This is a genomic window from Streptomyces sp. NPDC050619, assembly GCF_040654815.1.
Classification (GTDB): domain Bacteria; phylum Actinomycetota; class Actinomycetes; order Streptomycetales; family Streptomycetaceae; genus Streptomyces.
Genome location: NZ_JBFAIR010000010.1, coordinates 23,738 through 41,078, shown reverse-complemented (window position 1 = coordinate 41,078; position 17,341 = coordinate 23,738). Strand labels below are relative to the sequence as shown.

Sequence of the window (17,341 nt, the reverse complement as noted above, 5' to 3'; positions counted from 1 at the left end):
GGCGCAAGGTTCGCGCCACGCCCCTTATTCGGGGACTGCTTCGGAGACGCGGGGACGCTCAGGACGAAAAGGTGTGCCGGTATTCGGTCGGGGAGGTGCCGAGGATGCGCTGGAAGTGCAGGCGCAGGTTCGCGCCGGTGCCGAGCCCGACGCGGTCGGCGATCTGCTCCACGCCCAGATCCGTGCGTTCGAGCAGCTCACGTGCCAGGTCCACCCGCGCCCGGAGTACCCACTGCATCGGCGTGTAGCCGGTGTCCTCCACGAACCGCCGCGAGAAGGTACGCGCCGACACCCGCGCGTTGCGGGCGAGCGCTTCGAGGGTCAGCGGTTCGGCGAGGTGCTCCAGGGCCCACTCACGCGTGCTCGCGAACAGGTCGCCGAGCGGCTCGGGCACGCTCCGCGGGACGTACTGCGCCTGCCCGCCGCTGCGATAGGGCGCCGCGACCAGCCGTCTCGCCACGTGGTTGGAGAGCGCGACGCCGTGGTCGCGGCGCACCAGGTGCAGGCACATGTCGATGCCGGATGCCGCGCCCGCCGAGGTGAGCACATCGCCCTCGTCCACGAACAGCACGTTCTCGTCCACCCGCACGAGCCGATGCCTCTCGGCGAGCGCCCTCGTGTAGTGCCAGTGGGTCGTCGCCCGCTTGCCGTCGAGCAGACCCGTCGCCGCCAGCGCGAACGCCCCCGTGGAGATGGCCGCGAGCCGGGTCCCGCGCTGGTGGGCGGCCATGAGCGCGTCGACGACCGCGGCCGGCGGCCGGGTGGTCGCCGGCTCCCGATAGCCGGGGATGAAGACGGTGTCGGCGCCCTCGAAGGCCTCGATGCCCTCGGCCACGTGGTACGAGAGCCCGTCGCCGCCGGTCACCGGTCCGGGCACGGCACCGCACACCCGCACCTCGTAGGGCATGCTCGGCCGGTTGGAGAACACCTGCGCGGGGATGCCGACGTCGAGCGGCTTCGCACCTTCGAGCACGAGCACGGCGACGTGGTGGTTCTTCCGGCTCATCGGCCTCCTTCGACTCACATGGCAACGCATGGCAAAGGCCCCGCCGCTCGAAAGCGACGGGGCCTGTGCCCACATGGGGAACCCACCAGAAGTGGGTCAGTGGAGATGGCGGGAATCGAACCCGCGTCCAACGGTGCAGAATCAGGGCTTCTCCGTGTGCAGTTCGCTGTGCTTTTCTCGGCCCCGGCGATCACGCGAACAAGTCGCCGACGGGCTCAGTCACTGTTTGATTTCCCTCTTCACCCCGTGACCGGGATCAAGGTTTAGTCCCCTAGCTGATGCCAGGATCCGGGTCGGGAACAGCCCCGGGCTGACACTCCATTAAGTGCGGAGCAGTTGCCTAGCTACCTGGGTTCAGGCGGCCATGGCGTACTGCGACTGCACGGGAGAATCGCTCTTGAGAGTGGCGATTATTTTTTCGGCCTGTGGTTTACGAGATCATGGCCGCTTCCTCGACACGCTTCCCCTGCTTCGACAGCCGCTGTCGAAACCGATCATCCCCATGTTGATTTTTCAATACCCGCACCCTGCGTGGGGTGCAGATGCCATCGTACGTGACCAACGCGTACCGATGCCACCGCATTCCCGCGCTACGCCCGCTCCTTCCTCCGCACCGCCGAGATCACCCGCTCCGTCTCGCGCCGGTCCTGCTTCTCGCGGAGGGTCTGGCGCTTGTCGTACTCCTTCTTGCCTCGCGCCAGCGCGATCTCGATCTTGGCCCGGCCGTCCTTGAAGTACATGACGAGGGGCACGATCGTGTGACCCGTCTCCTGGGACTTCGACTCCAGCTTCTCGATCTCCTCGCGGTGCAGCAGGAGCTTGCGCTTGCGGCGGGCGCTGTGGTTGGTCCAGGTGCCCTGGCTGTACTCCGGCACGTGCACGTTGTGCAGCCACGCCTCGTGCCCGTCGAGCTGTACGAAGCCGTCGACCAGTGACGCCCGTCCCTGGCGCAGCGACTTCACCTCGGTACCGGTGAGGACCAGACCGGCCTCGTAGGTGTCGAGGATGAGGTAGTCGTGCCGCGCCTTCTTGTTCTGCGCGATCAGCTTGCGCCCTTTTTCCTTAGCCATAGTGCCGTCCATTTTCGCACTACGGAGGGGGTGAGCGGGAAACGGTTTAGTGCAGGCCCGCACCAGGGGGCGGCGGGGGCTACCGGCCCAGCCCGCTGAGCACCGTCTCCGCCCGCTCCAGCACGTCCTGCCCGACGTCCAGGTCGGGCGTGATGCCCCGCCCGTCGACCCCGCGGCCCAACGGCGTGCGGTAGTGCCCGACGGTCAGCTCGGCGACGGAGCCGTCGGGCAGCCGGCTCGGCATCTGCACCGAGCCCTTGCCGAAGGTGCGGGAGCCCACGACGACCGCGCGACCGCGGTCCTGGAGGGCACCGGTGAGGAGCTCGGCCGCGCTCATCGTGCCGCCGTCGACCAGCGCGACCAGCGGCCTGGTGGTGTCGCCGCCCGGCTCGGCGTGCAGGGCGCGCTGCTCGCCCTCGACGTCGTACGTGGCGACGAGGCCGCCGTCGAGGAAGGCCGAGGCGGCGGTGACGGCCTCGGTGACCAGGCCGCCGGAGTTGCTGCGCAGGTCGAGGATGATCCCGGCGCCGGCCGGGGCCTGGCGTACGGCATCGCGCACCTGCTCGCCGGAGCCCTTGGTGAAGGCGGAGATCCTGATGACGGTGATGCCGCCGACCAGTGTGCGCACTGTCACATCGTCGGTGGACAGGCGGGCCCGGTGCAGCGTCCGGCTCCACGCGCGCGTGCCGCGCTCCAGCCCGAGGCGGACGGTCGTACCGGCCGCCGCGTCCGTGGCGTCACCGCGCAGAAAGGAGACGACCTCGGTGACCGGGCGCCCGTCGACCTTCTTGCCGTCGACGCTGCGCAGCCGGTCGCCCTTGTGGATCCCGGCGGCGGCCGCGGGCGACCCGGGGGCCACGTTGGTCACCTCGATACGGCCGTCACGCTCGCGCCGCGCCCACAGGCCGACACCGGTGTACTGGCCGTCGAGGGCCTCCTCGAACTCCTCGTACTCGCCCTGGGAGTAGACGGCGCCCCAGCGGTCCCCGCTGCGGCTGACCGCGCGTTCGGCGGCCTCCATGGGGGACTTGCCGTCGGCCATGGCCGCCTCGGCCGCCTCGGCGACATCCTCGTGCGCCTTCGCGGAGACGGCCGAACGCCCCGGATCCGAGGGGGATTTCCGCTCCAGGCGGTCGACGTCCGGAAAGGATCCGGTCGCCGCACCGGCCACGAGCAGGCTCGCGAAGACCAATGTCAGGGCGGCCCCGCGGCGGATGCGGCGGGGCGGACAGAACAGGTCTCGGCCTGACATGCCGGTGAGTCTAGGACAACGCAAAGGGCCGCACGGCCGGTTGACCGTACGGCCCCCTTGGCGTGCGTCACACCTTCAAGTACTTGCGCAGCGCGAAGAACGCGGCCAACGCGGGCATCAGCAGACTCGTCGCCAGGATGAGCGGCAGCTTCGTCAGTACGGCTTCCCAGCCGATGAAGTTGATCAGGTTCAGCTTCTCGGACAGGGCCAGGCCGTGGTCGATGAGGAAGTACCGCGCGATCACCAGGAACCCGCACGCGACCGTGCCGCCGATCAGCCCGGCGACCGCGGCCTCCATGATGAACGGCGCCTGGATGTAGAAGCCCGAGGCGCCCACCAGGCGCATGATCCCGGTCTCGCGCCGCCGGCTGAACGCGGAGACGCGCACGGTGTTGACGATCAGCATCAGCGCGACCACCAGCATCAGCGCCATGACCGCCCGCGCCGCCCAGTTCATGCCGTTGAGCAGCCCGAAGAGGTTGTCGAGGATCCCCTTCTGGTCCTGCACGGACTGCACGCCGTCCCGCCCGTCGAAGGCGGTCGCGATGACCTGGTACTTCTCCGGGTCCTTCAGCTTGATGCGGTACGACTCCTGCATCTGGTCCGGCGTGAGGGAGCTGGCCAGCGGGGAGTCGCCGAACTGCTCCTTGTAGTGCTTGTACGCGCTGTCCTGCGACTCGTAGGTGACCGTCTGCACGACCGTCGACATCTTCTTCAGGTCGGAGAGGATGTCCTTCTTCTGGTCCTCGGTGACCGCGCCCTTGGCGCAGTTCGGGTCGGACTCGGCGTCGCTCTTGTTGCAGAGGAAGACAGAGACGTTGACCTTGTCGTACCAGTAGCCCTTCATGGTGCTGACCTGGTCGCTCATCAGGAGCGACCCGCCGAACAGGGCGAGCGACAGGGCGACGGAGACGATGACCGCGAAGGTCATCGTCAGATTGCGGCGGAGACCGACACCGATCTCCGACAGAACGAACTGGGCGCGCATGACGTCTGGTCAAGCCTTTCCGTGGACGGTCATCAGACGGCGGTCAGTGCTGGTAGCCGTAGACGCCGCGTGCCTGGTCGCGGACGAGGCGGCCGGTCTCCAGCTCGATGACGCGCTTGCGCATCTGGTCCACGATGTTCTGGTCGTGCGTCGCCATCACCACGGTCGTACCCGTCCGGTTGATGCGGTCGAGCAGCTTCATGATGCCGACGGAGGTCTGCGGGTCGAGGTTGCCGGTGGGCTCGTCCGCGATGAGCAGCTTGGGCCGGTTCACGAAGGCCCTGGCGATGGCCACACGCTGCTGCTCACCACCGGACAACTCGCCTGGCATCCGGTCCTCCTTGCCGCCGAGGCCGACGAGGTCGAGCACCTGCGGCACGGACTTGCGGATCTCGCCCTTCGACTTGCCGATGACCTCCTGCGCGAAGGCCACGTTCTCGGCGACCGTCTTGTTCGGCAGCAGCCGGAAGTCCTGGAACACCGTCCCCAACTGGCGCCGCATCTGCGGCACCTTCCAGTTGGACAGGCGCGCGAGATCCTTGCCCAGAACGTGCACCTGACCGTGACTGCACCGCTCCTCACGGAGGACCAGCCGCAGGAAGGTGGACTTTCCGGAGCCGGAGGACCCCACGAGGAACACGAACTCGCCCTTGTCCACTTCCAGGGAGACATCCCTGAGTGCAGGACGGGTCTGCTTGGGGTAGACCTTGGATACGTTGTCGAATCGGATCACGGATGCACCACGGGTAGCCGGGGGTAGATGAGCGTGACCATACGCGAACCGGGGACCTGACCGCAGTCACAGGTAACGGTTCCGTGAGGGTTGTGCACTTTTGTACCGGGCAACCTTTGAAAGGAACGGTACGTCTAAGGGGCGCGAGGCTGTGTCGATATGCGGCTCCGCCGCGTGGGCGCGACAAGCCCCCACCGGCCGGCAGCCGCGAAACAATGCGAGCCACCCCCCGAGAGCGACCGCCCGACCTCCGGAGGAAGAACCTGGCATGGTGGAGGGGGAACGTTCGCGCCGCCGCGAGCGTTGTGTACATGGAACCGGTGCAAGGAGGGCGAGCGCATGACGTACGACCGGCTGGTGTGCGCGAACTGCGCCGCGCCCGTGAGCGAAGGCAGGTGCCCTGTGTGCCGCGCCAACCGCGAGCGGCTGCAGCAGGACAACCTTTTCGCCGGAATGAACCCCATGGCGCTGATCGCACTGCTGGCAGTGCTGATCGCGGCCTTGGCGCTGCTGGCCCACCAGACCGCATAGAGGACATAAGAAGACATACGAGGGGCCCGGAGCGATACATCCGCTCCGGGCCCCTCGCCGCATGGCATGCGTACGTTCCGTACGCAGACGGCTACCGTCAGGCAGCCGCGCCGCCCCGGCCGCCCATCAGGCGCGGCAGGATACGGAAGCCGACACCGCCGGCGATCATCGTGGCGGCGCCGATCACCAGGAAGGTGGTCTGCGCGGCACCGGTGTCGGCGAGCTCGTCACCGCTGCCCTGGGCCGAGGTGTCGGGGGACACCGGGGTTTCCGAGCCGGTGTCGGTGAGGGACGAGGAGCCCTCTTCCTGGGCGGCAGCGCCACCGTCGGGGTCGGTGTTGCTGTTGCCGCCGCCGGCACCATTGCCGTTGCCGTTCCCGTTGCCGTTCCCGTTCCCATTGCCGTTTCCGTTCCCGTTCCCGTTGCCCGGGTCGGTCGGCGCGTCGGTCGGGTTGTCCGTCGGCTCCTCGGTGGGCTCCTCCGTGGGCTCGGTCGGCTCACCGGTGGGCTCGGTCGTCGGCAGGTCCGTCGGAATGTCGGTGGGGACCGGCGGCGTCGGGGTCGGGGTCGGCGACTCCGGGGCGCACAGAATGCCCAGGATGCAGTCGTCTTCCGGCTCGGCGGCGGATGCCGCGCCAGCGGCGGTCAGCGAGGCACCGGCCGCGATCACGGCACCGGCCGCTATCCGTGCGACACGGATCCGCGTCTTCTTGGTCATCTGGTTGCTACCCCCAGTAGCTCATCGTCGGTGAGGCGGCGCTCGGGGCTGTGATCGACGGAGATAGCCAGCTGCGCTGAAGCCCCCCGGTTCACATGCGCCCCAAAGATACGCATGCCGCGCATCACCCTTCCCATTTTTCAAACCAACGTCAAGGGCGTTGCGGGCGCGATGTCCAGCTACGGGATCTTTGCCAGAGATTGAAACCTGTGAGTGTGATGTAAAACCCAGACATCAGGCATTCAACCGGGCACGCAAAAGGCAACTGCCGCCGGAAGAGCGGCAGTTGCCTTGTCGACAAACTTACTTCTCCGTCTGCTTGCGCCAGCGAATTCCGGCCTCCAGGAATCCGTCGATCTCGCCGTTGAACACGGCCTCGGGATTGCCGACTTCGAAGTCGGTGCGCAGGTCCTTGACCATCTGGTACGGGTGCAGTACGTACGAACGCATCTGGTTGCCCCAGGAGTTGCCGCCGTCGCCCTTGAGGGCGTTCATCTTGGCCTGCTCCTCCTGGCGGCGCCGCTCGAGGAGCTTGGCCTGGAGCACGTTCATCGCGGTCGCCTTGTTCTGGATCTGCGACCGCTCGTTCTGGCAGGAGACGACGATGCCGGTGGGGAGGTGGGTGAGGCGCACCGCGGAGTCGGTGGTGTTGACTCCCTGGCCGCCCGGGCCGGAGGACCGGTAGACGTCCACCCGCAGCTCGGACTCGTCGATCTCGATGTGATCGGTCTGCTCGACCACGGGAAGGATCTCGACGCCCGCGAAGGAGGTCTGGCGCCGCCCCTGGTTGTCGAAGGGCGAGATGCGCACGAGCCGGTGGGTGCCCTGCTCCACGGAGAGGGTGCCGTAGGCGTACGGAATCTGCACGGCGAAGGTGGTCGACTTGATGCCGGCCTCTTCCGCGTACGACGTCTCGTAGACCTCGGTCTTGTAGCCGTGCTGCTCCGCCCAGCGCAGGTACATCCGCTGGAGCTTCTCGGCGAAGTCGGCGGCGTCGACGCCACCTGCTTCGGCGCGGATGTTGACGAGCGCCTCGCGCGCGTCGTACTCACCGCTGAGGAGCGTGCGGACCTCCATCTCGTCCAGCGCCTTCTTGACGGCGACGAGCTCGGACTCGGCCTCGGCCTTGGTGTCCGGGTCGTCCTCCTCCTCGGCCATCTCGAACAGCACGGAGAGATCGTCGATCCGTCCGCGCAGCGTCTCCGCCTTCCTGACCTCGGCCTGGAGGTGGGAGAGCTTGCTGGTGATCTTCTGCGCCTCGTCCGGGTTGTCCCACAGGGACGGCGCGGCCGCCTGCTCCTCGAGCACGGCGATATCTGCCCTCAGCTTGTCGAGGTCCAGAACGGCCTCGATCGACTCCATGGTCGAGGAGAGGGACTTGAGCTCTTCGGATACATCGACGACTGCCACGCCTCCAGCGTAACGGCTCCGCCAAGCGGGAACGCCGGGGACGGTGGCCTGCATACTTCTCGGCCGACCGAGTCGGGTGGCCGAGGGGTGGGCCACTTCTGCCCAACCGAGTCGGATGGCGGGTGGGCATAGGCCGGGGGTCCAGGGGGCGGAGCCCCCTGGTGGGGTCGAAGGGGCGAAGCCCCTGGCGTTCACGGTGTCGCCGGTGCCGAGTTCTTCGTGTCCTGGGGAGTCGCCCCCGCGTCGTCTCCAGAGGTCGCCACCCACGTACCGACCCCAGCCGCAGCCACCAGAACCGCCGCCGCCACCCCCAACACCACCCGCCGCCGCCGAGTCGCAGCCCGGTGCCGGGCGGAGCCAGGCCGCGGGGCCCCCGCAGCCCGCGGCGCCCGAGCGGTCCCCCGCGCACCCCCGGCCAGCTCATCAGGCCCCGGCACCCTCATCGACGTATGCGTGTCCCGGTTGGAGTCGGCCGGCTTCGCTCTCGGGACCAGCGGCACCGCGCCCCGGCGCACCCGGGCCGCCGAGGACGCGGCCTGCTGAGGCGGAGCCTCGCGTTCCTCCTCCGCGTCCTCCTCCGTGTCCGGCTCGTCCACGTCCAGCGGCGGCATGCCCGCCAGCATCGGCAGCAGCTCCCGCAGCCGCGCCCCCAGCTCCGAGGCCCGCAGCCGCGAGGCCGGCCCCTTGGCCAGGCACTGCACGATCAGCTGCCAGAGTTCGTCCGGGATGCCCGGAAGGGGGACCACCGTCTCCGTGACGTGGCGGCGCAGCACCGCGCCCGGGTGTCCCCCGCCGAACGGCGTGAAGCCCGCCAGCAACTCGTAGAGCACCGTGGCCAGCGCGTAGATGTCGACCGCCGCACGCGGCGGCAGCCCCTCCACGATCTCCGGCGCCAGATAGTCGGGCGTGCCGATGATCTTCGTCGCGCGCGTCCTGCGCGGCGAATCGATCAGCTTGGCCACACCGAAGTCGGTCAGCAGCGCCGGATGGGAGCCGCCCGGGCCCAGCGGGCCCTGCATGTCGAGGAGCACGTTCTCCGGCTTGACGTCGCGGTGCACGACCCCGGCCGCGTGCGCCGCCGCCAGCCCGTCCGCCACGTCCGCCACGATCGCGACGGCCGCCTCGGGCGCGAGCCGCTTCTCCCGGTCGAGCCGGGTACGCAGATCCGTGCCCCGGACGAGGTCCATGACCAGCGCGAGGTCGTTGCCGTCGACCACCAGGTCCCGTACGGAGACCACGTTCGGGTGCTCCAGGCCGAGCAGCGCCGTGCGCTCCTGCACGAAGCGTCCGACGAGTTCCTGGTCGGACGCGAGGTCCTCGCGCAGCAGCTTGACGGCGACGGGCCCCTCGGGTCCCTCGCCCAGCCACACCGTGCCGGCGCTGCCCCGCCCCAGGATCTGGTGAGCGGTGTACCGGCTGCCGATCTTCCGTGCCAAGGCTGCTCCTACCGACGCGTGTTGCCGATAAAAGTACGCGCCGGAAGAGCCAACCTTCACCGCGGAGGCAGAAACCACCCGCCAGGTGTCGACAAATCACCAACCTCGCCGTTACGAGGAGGAGCCACCGCCCAGCTTCTCGATCCACCCGGACGCCGTGCTGAACCAGTCGGAGAGCTGGTCCCAGTAGCCCTTGCCCGTGCCGATCCAGTCCTGGAGCGGGCTCAGCTCCCAGACCAGCCAGCTCGCGACGAACAGGATGACGATCGTGAACAGGCACCCCTTGAGGCAGCCGAGGCCCGGGATCTTCATCCGGTTGGCGCTGCGCTGCCGCGGCTCGCGGGGCTCGCGTACGGGCCGCTGGGGCTCCGGCTGGGCGGGCGGCGCGTACCGCTGCGGCTGCTGGTGCTGCGGCGGGGCGTACTGCTGCGGCTGTTGCTGCTGCGGATGGCCGTAGCCACCGGGCTGCGGGCGCTGCTGGGGCCTGGGCTGCTGCTGCGGCCGGGCGACCTGCCGCTGGGGGCGGCGGCGCAGCGGGTCCTGGTTGGGGTCGAGGTACTGGACCTGCGTCGGCTCGTTGCGATCACGGGCGGCGCGCAGCTGGTTCTGCCAGGGATGCGGTTCCTCGGGCTGACCGGGCTGCTGCCCGTGCTGCCCCTGCTGTCCGCCCGGCTGTCCCGGCGGCATCGACGGCATGACGGCGGTCGGATCGGCCGCGCCGCGATTCGGGAGCACGGCGGTGGGGTCGGCGGCGCCCGCGGGGCCGCCGGTGTGCGGCAGCACGCTGGTGGCGCCGTTCGGGTCGTACGCGCCCGCGCCGTGCTGGAACGCCTGGGTCGGATCGGCAGCGCCGGGCACGTCCGGGACGGCCGCCGGCGCCGGGTCGGGCACGAGCAGCATGCCGACCGACTCCGCGGCGGCGATCTGCGCGGAGTTCGCGTGCACGCCGATGCCCTCGGCGACGGTACGCAGGCCACGGGCCAGGTTCTCGGCGCTCGGCCGCTCGTCGGGGTTCTTGCGCAGGCAGCGCTCGATGACCGTCCACAGGGGGTCGGGGACCGTGGACGGGCGGCGCGGTTCGGCGCTCAGGTGCTGGTGCAGGACTTCGAGGGCAGAGCCGCCGGAGAACGGCGGACGGCCGGTGACCAGCTCGTACATCAGGATGCCGGCGCCGTAGACGTCGACGGCGGAGGTCTGCGGGCGGCCCTCGGCGGACTCGGGCGCGATGTACGCGGGCGTGCCGACGAACTCGTGCGTCCGGGTGAGTCCGGGGGAATCGGCCAGCCGGGCGATGCCGAAGTCGGTCAGCATCGGGTGCATCTGGCCGCCGTTCTGCTTGAGCAGGACGTTGGCCGGTTTCAGGTCGCGGTGGACGACGCCGTCGGCATGGCTGGCGGCGAGCGCGTCGGCGATCTGGGCGGTCAGCAGCGCGGCGCCGACCGGCGTGAAGGGGCCGTTCTCGCGCAGGTAGCGGTGCAGGTCCGGGCCTTCGACGAGGTCCATGACCAGGGCGAGCAGATCGCCCTCGACCACCAGGTCGCGCACGCGGACGATGTTCGGATGGGTCAGGCGGAGCAGGACGGACCTCTCCCGCAGAAACCGCATCACGATGTCCGCGTCGCTGGCGAGTTCCTCCTTGAGGACCTTGATCGCCACGGTCTCGCCGGGCTGGCCGGGCACGGCCGCCTCGGCGCCGGCGACCTCGCGCTGGCGGGCTCGCCAGACGGTTCCCGTGGCGCCCCGTCCGAGTGGCTCCTCGAGGAAGTACTTGCTGCCTACCGGCCGCACGTCATGCGCTCCCTGCTGCTTGCCTGTGTTCCGCCCTACTGTAGTGCCGCCGCGCTCGGCGGCACTCTGTCGTCTTTCTGTGCGTCTTACGTACCGGTTCTCGTACCCGTTCGAAGGAAAGACGCTCGGCTCGATCGGCTGGTTGCCGGACCCGGACGTGACTGATCTCAAGCGGTCACCGGTAAGGCACCGGTCAGGCACTTTTGCGGGCAGAGCCGACCAATCAAGATCATTTGGTGCCGGGCTGCGGGCGCGTTGTCAGTGGCAGGTGCGAGGATGCTTCCGTACTGGCCGACGTGCTCGTGGCGGTGGGGAAAGTCCGCGGTGGGGGACCGCGAGGCGGCTTCACCACCGCTTTCGGGTGCCCGCGCGAAGGGACCGCTGACGGCGATGCAGATCCGGCTGACCGTCGTAGACCCGCTGGGCCCGCCCGACCGGGCGACCGGCCGCGCCGCGAGCCGCGACGTGCTGCTCACGGCGCCCGCGGGCACGGCCCTGGCCGCGGTCGCGTCGGCGCTCTCCGGGGGCGAGGGCGCGGTCGTGCTGTACGCCGGTGCGGAGCGGCTCGACACCCAGCGCTGCACCCTGGGCGAGCCCCCGCTGATCGACGGCGCGGTGCTGTCCCTGGGCGCCCCCGGCGAGCCGGAGGCCCACCCCGAGCTGGACGGCGCCCCGGCCCAGCTCCAGGTGGTCGCGGGGCCCGACGCGGGCGGGGTCCACCTCCTCCATGGCGGCCAGATCCACATCGGCCGCTCCGCCGATGCCGATGTCCCGCTCGACGACCCGGACGTCTCCCGCCTGCACTGCGCGGTGACGGTCGCCGCCGACGGCCGCGTCTCGGTCGCCGACCTCGATTCCACGAACGGCACCACGCTGGACGGCACGCGCGTGGGCACCCGCCCGGTCCGCTTCACACCGGGCGCGCTGCTGCGACTGGGTGAGTCGGCACTGCGCCTGGCTCCGGCCGGCGGCCCGGGGGCACGCGTGCGGACGGCTCCGGACGGAGAGGGGCACGTGCGCGTACCGGCCGAGACCGGCGCCACGCAAGACGCCGGCCCCGCCGTCGTGCCCACCCCGACCGACCGAACCCATCACGCGTACGGCTCGGCAGGCTGGGGCGCCTCGACCGCCACCCCGGGCGCCCAGCCCCACGCCGCTGCCGACCCGCCGATCGTCGTACCCGGCCAGGGTGGGGCGCCGGGGATCGAGACGAGGGGGGCCAGGTCGTACGGCCGGACAGGGGACGTACGGCGGGACAGCTCCGGTGGTGACAGCGGAGAGACCCATGGAGGGCGGCTCGGGACCGGGGGCATCTCCGATGCGGGCCCTGGAGACGGCGGCCGGGGGCGCGGAAGGTCGTCCGGTGCGGGCTCGGCGGGAGGCATCTCAGACACGGGCACCGACGGCGGTGGCGCTTTCGGGGCGGGTACCGGTGACAGCGGGGAGATCCACGCGGGACGACTCGGGCCGGACGCGCCGACCGACGACTCCGACGGAGACTGCGGCTGGACGCACGGAGGACCGACCGGAGCAGCCGCGCCAGACGGGACTGCCAGCCCCCTCACCGGAAGGGACCGCCGGACGCGCGGAGGACGGCTCGGGGCGGGCACGGCAGGCGGCACCTCGGGCGAGACCGACGGGAACGACGGCCGGATGCACGGCGGACCGACCGGAGCAGCCGCGTCCGGCGGAACCCCCGGCCCGGCCACCGGAAACGACAGCCGGACACGCGGAGGACGACTCCCGGCGGCCACGCCAGACGGCACCTCCGGCGAGACCGGCCGAGACGACGGCCGGACACACCGAGGACCGACCGGGCCTGCCGCCCCGGGCGAGTCCCGCACCCCGGCCGCCGGAAACGAGGGCCGGACACGCGGAGGACGGCTCGGAGCGGGCACAGCACGCGGCACCTCCGGCGAGACCGGCGGGAACGACGGCCGGATGCACGGCGGACCGACCGGAACAGCCGCGTCCGGCGGAACCCCCGGCCCGGCCACCGGAAACGACAGCCGGACACGCGGAGGACGACTCCCGGCGGGCACAGCACGCGGCGCCTCCGGCCAGGCCGACGCAGACGGCGGCAGGACATACGAAGGCCCAACCGGGCCGAGCCCGCGTGGCGGTGCCCCTGCCGACCACGCGCACGCCGCACCCAGCGAGGCCGACGGCAGTGCGGACGACGCCCCGGGTGTCGCCGGAAACGACGGTCGGCGCAAAGGGACCCCCCTCCGGGGGACCGATGTGCCGCAGGGAGTGCGCAAGCGTGGTGGGCTTTCGGCCTGGGCGCGGCGGCTGACCGGCGGACGCGGCGAACAGGACGCGGCCCGGCGCGGGACGGACGACGAAGGTGTCCACCCCTCGCCGGCCGAACCCCCGGCCACCGCACCCCGGGCCCCCGAGACCTGGCCGGACCCGGCGGCCCTGCTGCTGACGGCGCTGGGCCCCGGGCCGCGCCTGTGGGAGCGCGGGCCGGGACACCCCGAGACACTGACGGTGCGGCTGGGCACGGCCGACCGGGCGGCGCCGGACGGCTCGGGCCTGCTGCCCGCGGTGCCGGTGACCGCCGACCTGCGCGAGGTCGGCGCGCTGGGGCTGGCCGGCCCGCGCACGCGGCTCGCCGGGCTGGCCCGCGCGGTCGTCTCGCAACTCGCCGCGCTGCACTCGCCGGAGACCCTGGAAATCGTCCTGATCAGCGCGGACCGTGCCCGTCCCCTGGAGGAGCGCACCGCAGAGTGGTCCTGGCTGGGCTGGCTCCCCCATCTGCGCCCGAGCCACGGCCAGGACTGCCGTCTCCTCCTCGCCTACGACCGCGAACAGGCCACGGCCCGCACCGACGAACTCCTCCGCCGCCTGGAGGACCACCTCGCGGACGCGGGACGCGGACAGAACCCGACCCTGACGCTCACCGGTCGCGGCCCGCAGGGCCCGGAGGACGATGCGCGCCACGAGCCGTCCCGGGCGGCGGGCAGACGCCCCTCCTGGGCGAAGGACGACCACGCGGCGGGCGAGCGAGGCAGCGCCCCCGGCGAGACCAGCGGGAGCGACTTCGCGGGCCCGTACACCGTGGTCGTCGTGGACGGCGCCCCCGGAGGCGCCGCCGTGCGGGAGGCGGTGGCGCGGCTGGCGCTGGAAGGCCCGCAGGCCGGCATCCACGTCGTATGCCTCGCCGAGACGGCACCCGCCTCGCCCGCCTCGCCGGTGACGGAGACGTACGAGACGGCCTGCGCGGCCTCCCCGGCGTTCCGGGAGTGCGGTGCGGTCGCCCTGCTCAGCGGTGACGTGGCGACGGCACTGCGGCTGATGCGCGTCGCCCGGACCGGGACGGAAACCCGCACCCCCCAATCCCGCACCCCTCAGCCCGGCCCCGCAGGACCCGCCCCCGCAGAACCCGGCACAGCAGGACCCCGCCCCGCAGCACCCGCCACCGCAGGACCCGGCCCCGTAGGCCCCGGCACCATCGCCGCCGTAGACGCCGTCTCGCTCGCCTGGGCCGAGCGGTTCGCGCGGGCGTTGGCGCCGCTGCGGGCGGAGGGGGCCGGCGGCGAGCGGCACGCGCGGGTGTCGGCGCCGTTGCCCCAAGCGGCGCGGCTGCTGGACGAGTTGGGCCTCGCCCGGGCCACCCCGGCGTCCCTGATGGCACGCTGGGCGGACGCGGCGGACGACACCGAGTCGCTCGGCGGGCGCGCCCGGGCCGTGCTCGGCGCCGGACCGCGCGGCCCGGTCTGCGCGGACCTCGCGGCCGACGGCCCGCACCTGCTGATCGAGGGACCGCCGGGCAGCGGACGTACGGAACTGCTGCGCGCGGTCGTCGCGTCGCTCGCCGCGGCCGAGCGTCCCGACCGGCTGGGCATCGTCCTGATCGACGGCCGGGACAGCACCGGCACGGGCGGCGGCGGACACGGCGAAGGCCTGCGCGTCTGTACGGATGTCCCGCACGTCAGCACCCACCTCACCGCCAACGACCCCGTGCGCATGCGGGAGTTCGCGCAGTCCCTGAGCGCCGAGCTGAAGCGGCGCGCGGAGCTGCTCGGGCGGTCCGACTTCGCCGAGTGGCACACCGGGCGCGAGGTCTCGGGCCGCATAGTCGCCCAGCGCACGCCCTCGACCCGCGGCGCGGACCACGCCGGCACCGCCGCCGGAGACCTCGACTCCCCGCCCAGCTCGACCATCCGGCTCCGACCGGCGGCCAGGCGTGCGCAGACGGAGTCGGTCCCCCCGCTCCCCCGGCTGGTCGTGATCGTGGACGACCTGGACGCCCTGGTCTCCCCCGCGCTGGGTTCCCCGGGCAGGCCCGCGGCGGGCTCGGTGATACGCGCGCTGGAGGCCGTGGCCCGGGAGGGCGAGCGGCTCGGCGTGCACCTGGTGGCCGCCGCCGGCCTCTGCGGCCGTACGGCACAGTCCGAGCCGGCCCGGCGGGCCACCCTGCGCGTCGCCCTCGACCCGCTGGCGCCGGGCCCGGACGAACCGGCACCGGGGCGCGGGCGCCTGGCCTGGGCGGACGGACGGGTGACCGCCTTCCAGGGAGGCCGCGTCACCGGCCGCATCCCACGCACGGCCACCCTGCGGCCGACGGTCGTCCCCCTGGAGTGGGAACGCATGGGAGACCCCCCGGCCCGCCGCCCGGTCCGCGAACTGGGCAACGGCCCCACCGATCTGGCCCTGCTGGCCAGTGCCCTGGAGCGGGCGGCGCGGGAAGTCTCGGCGACCCAGGTGCCCTCACTCATATAGCCCTCCGTCGCCATCACCCCTATGGCCCTCAGACCGCCGGCCCTCAGACAGCGCAGGGCACATTTCAGCCCATCAGGCACTTGAGGAACAGACCCTCCTGGCCGATAGCAGGGGTCTGGGGTCAGCGAGCCCCCAGCGAGGGCGCCACCGACGCCGGGTACCTGGTCACAGGGGGGTCACGATCCCCGGCTTGACACGCGACGCGGTCTTGCCGACCCCACCTCCCGGGCGTAGACCAGACCGCACGGGACAGCGCTCGAACGTTCGATGAGGCACAAAGAACGGGGTAGTGATGCGCAGGACGAGCACAATTATCCGGACACGCAGGTCCGGGGCCGCGAAAACCGCAGCCGCCGTCATCGCGGGAGCACTCGCGCTCTCGCTCACCGCATGCGGCAGCGACGACGAGAAGAGCAGCGACAGCGACACCACCGGCGCCGCCGCAACCGGCAGCGCCGTCCCCCTCCCCAAGCTCGACGGCGAGAGCCTTGAGGTCGCCGCCGTCTGGACCGGCCCGGAGCAGGCCAACTTCAAGAAGGTCCTCGAGGAGTTCGAGAAGCGCACCGGCGCCACGGTGACCTTCGTTCCCGCACAGGACCCGATCGTCAACTTCCTCGGGTCGAAGATCGCGGGCGGCCAGCCGCCGGACGTCGCGATGCTCCCGCAGCCGGGTGCCATCAAGCAGGCCGTGGACAAGAAGTGGGCCAAGCCGCTGGGCAGCGAGGCGCAGGCGGAGCTCGCCAAGAACTACTCGCAGGGCTGGCAGGACATCGGCAAGGTCGGTGGCAAGCAGTACGGCGTCTATTACAAGGCCGCCAACAAGTCTCTGATCTGGTACAACGCCGAGGTCTTCGAGAACGCGGGCGCAGCTGAGCCCAAGACCTGGGACGAACTGCTCACCACCGCGCAGACGGTCTACGACTCCGGCGTCACCCCGTTCTCCGTCGCCGGCGCCGACGGCTGGACGCTCACGGACTGGTTCGAGAACGTCTATCTCTCCCAGGCCGGCCCGGAGAAGTACGACCAGCTGGCCAAGCACGAGATCAAGTGGACGGACCCGTCCGTGAAGGACGCGCTGACCACGCTGGCCCAGATCTGGGGCAAGCAGGACTACATCGCGGGCGGCGCGGACGGCGCGCTCCAGACGGAGTTCCCGGCCTCCGTGACGCAGACCTTCACCGGCGGCGCCCAGCCCAAGGCGGGCATGGTCTTCGAGGCCGACTTCGTGCAGGTCAACATCGGCGAGACCGACGCGAAGATCGGCACGGACGCGAAGGTGTTCCCGTTCCCGGCGGTGGGCGACACCGCGCCCGTGGTCACCGGCGGCGACGCGGCCGTCATCCTGGAGGACTCGAAGGCGTCGCAGGCGCTGGCGACGTTCCTGGCCTCCCCGGACGCGGCGACGATCCAGGCGGAGCTGGGCGGCTACCTCTCGCCCAACAAGAACGTGCCGAACTCGGCGTATCCGAACGCCGTGCAGCAGAAGATCGCCAAGGCCCTGATCGCCTCGGGCGACGACTTCCGCTTCGACCTGTCCGACCAGGCACCGCAGGCCTTCGGCGGCACGCCCGGCAAGGGCGAGTGGAAGGACCTTCAGGACTTCCTGAAGAACCCGAAGGACATCGCGGGCACGCAAGCGAAACTGGAAGCCAACGCGGCAGCGGCCTACGGGGGCTGACGG

At 71.3% G+C, this 17,341-nt stretch carries 12 protein-coding genes and 1 other RNA gene; 3 read left to right on the top strand and 10 right to left on the bottom strand.

Features of this window, described 5'->3' with window-relative positions:
- Positions 1-58: 58 nt before the first annotated feature.
- The 6 genes from AB0I77_RS18095 to ftsE form a co-directional block, all read right to left on the bottom strand.
- Positions 59-1,006: a DJ-1/PfpI family protein gene (locus tag AB0I77_RS18095; protein ID WP_363283561.1), complete on the bottom strand. Its 948-nt coding sequence runs from the start codon at positions 1,004-1,006 to the stop codon at positions 59-61.
- Between the two features lie 97 nt (positions 1,007-1,103).
- Positions 1,104-1,508, bottom strand: a transfer-messenger RNA (tmRNA) gene (gene ssrA, locus AB0I77_RS18090).
- An 88-nt stretch (positions 1,509-1,596) separates the two neighbouring features.
- Positions 1,597-2,076, bottom strand: coding sequence for an SsrA-binding protein SmpB (gene smpB, locus AB0I77_RS18085; RefSeq protein ID WP_363283560.1), 480 nt, complete (start codon positions 2,074-2,076; stop codon positions 1,597-1,599).
- Positions 2,077-2,155: 79 nt separating this feature from the next.
- Positions 2,156-3,328, bottom strand: a complete 1,173-nt coding sequence (locus AB0I77_RS18080; protein ID WP_363283559.1) for a S41 family peptidase — start codon at positions 3,326-3,328, stop codon at positions 2,156-2,158.
- Between the two features lie 67 nt (positions 3,329-3,395).
- Positions 3,396-4,316 (bottom strand): permease-like cell division protein FtsX, encoded by a 921-nt coding sequence (ftsX, locus tag AB0I77_RS18075; RefSeq protein WP_363283558.1) that lies wholly within the window; start codon positions 4,314-4,316, stop codon positions 3,396-3,398.
- Between the two features lie 43 nt (positions 4,317-4,359).
- On the bottom strand, positions 4,360-5,049 hold the full coding sequence (gene ftsE, locus AB0I77_RS18070; protein WP_363283557.1) for a cell division ATP-binding protein FtsE: 690 nt from the start codon (positions 5,047-5,049) through the stop codon (positions 4,360-4,362).
- 339 nt (positions 5,050-5,388) lie between these two features.
- Here ftsE and AB0I77_RS18065 point away from each other — a divergent pair, with 339 nt between their 5' ends.
- Positions 5,389-5,580, top strand: a complete 192-nt coding sequence (locus AB0I77_RS18065) for a hypothetical protein (RefSeq protein ID WP_363283556.1) — start codon at positions 5,389-5,391, stop codon at positions 5,578-5,580.
- A 97-nt stretch (positions 5,581-5,677) separates the two neighbouring features.
- Here the strand turns inward: AB0I77_RS18065 and AB0I77_RS18060 are convergent, their stop codons facing one another.
- From AB0I77_RS18060 to AB0I77_RS18045, 4 genes are all read right to left on the bottom strand, one after another.
- Positions 5,678-6,298: an LPXTG cell wall anchor domain-containing protein gene (locus AB0I77_RS18060; protein ID WP_363283555.1), complete on the bottom strand. Its 621-nt coding sequence runs from the start codon at positions 6,296-6,298 to the stop codon at positions 5,678-5,680.
- Between the two features lie 303 nt (positions 6,299-6,601).
- Entirely contained in the window at positions 6,602-7,708 is a 1,107-nt protein-coding gene (gene prfB, locus AB0I77_RS18055; RefSeq protein ID WP_363283554.1) for a peptide chain release factor 2, read from the bottom strand.
- Between the two features lie 191 nt (positions 7,709-7,899).
- The gene (locus AB0I77_RS18050; protein WP_363283553.1) at positions 7,900-9,144 is read right to left on the bottom strand and encodes a serine/threonine-protein kinase; all 1,245 of its coding nucleotides are present in this window, start codon (positions 9,142-9,144) and stop codon (positions 7,900-7,902) included.
- A gap of 111 nt (positions 9,145-9,255) precedes the next feature.
- Positions 9,256-10,932 carry a serine/threonine-protein kinase gene (locus tag AB0I77_RS18045; RefSeq protein WP_363283552.1) on the bottom strand — a complete coding sequence of 559 codons (1,677 nt, stop codon included), beginning with the start codon at positions 10,930-10,932 and terminating at the stop codon, positions 9,256-9,258.
- A gap of 390 nt (positions 10,933-11,322) precedes the next feature.
- On the opposite strand from AB0I77_RS18045, the gene AB0I77_RS18040 reads away from it, so the two are divergent.
- Together AB0I77_RS18040 and AB0I77_RS18035 are read left to right on the top strand one after the other, a co-directional pair.
- Entirely contained in the window at positions 11,323-15,660 is a 4,338-nt protein-coding gene (locus tag AB0I77_RS18040; RefSeq protein WP_363283551.1) for an FHA domain-containing protein, read from the top strand.
- A gap of 292 nt (positions 15,661-15,952) precedes the next feature.
- Positions 15,953-17,338 carry an ABC transporter substrate-binding protein gene (locus AB0I77_RS18035; protein ID WP_363283550.1) on the top strand — a complete coding sequence of 462 codons (1,386 nt, stop codon included), beginning with the start codon at positions 15,953-15,955 and terminating at the stop codon, positions 17,336-17,338.
- Positions 17,339-17,341: the final 3 nt, after the last annotated feature.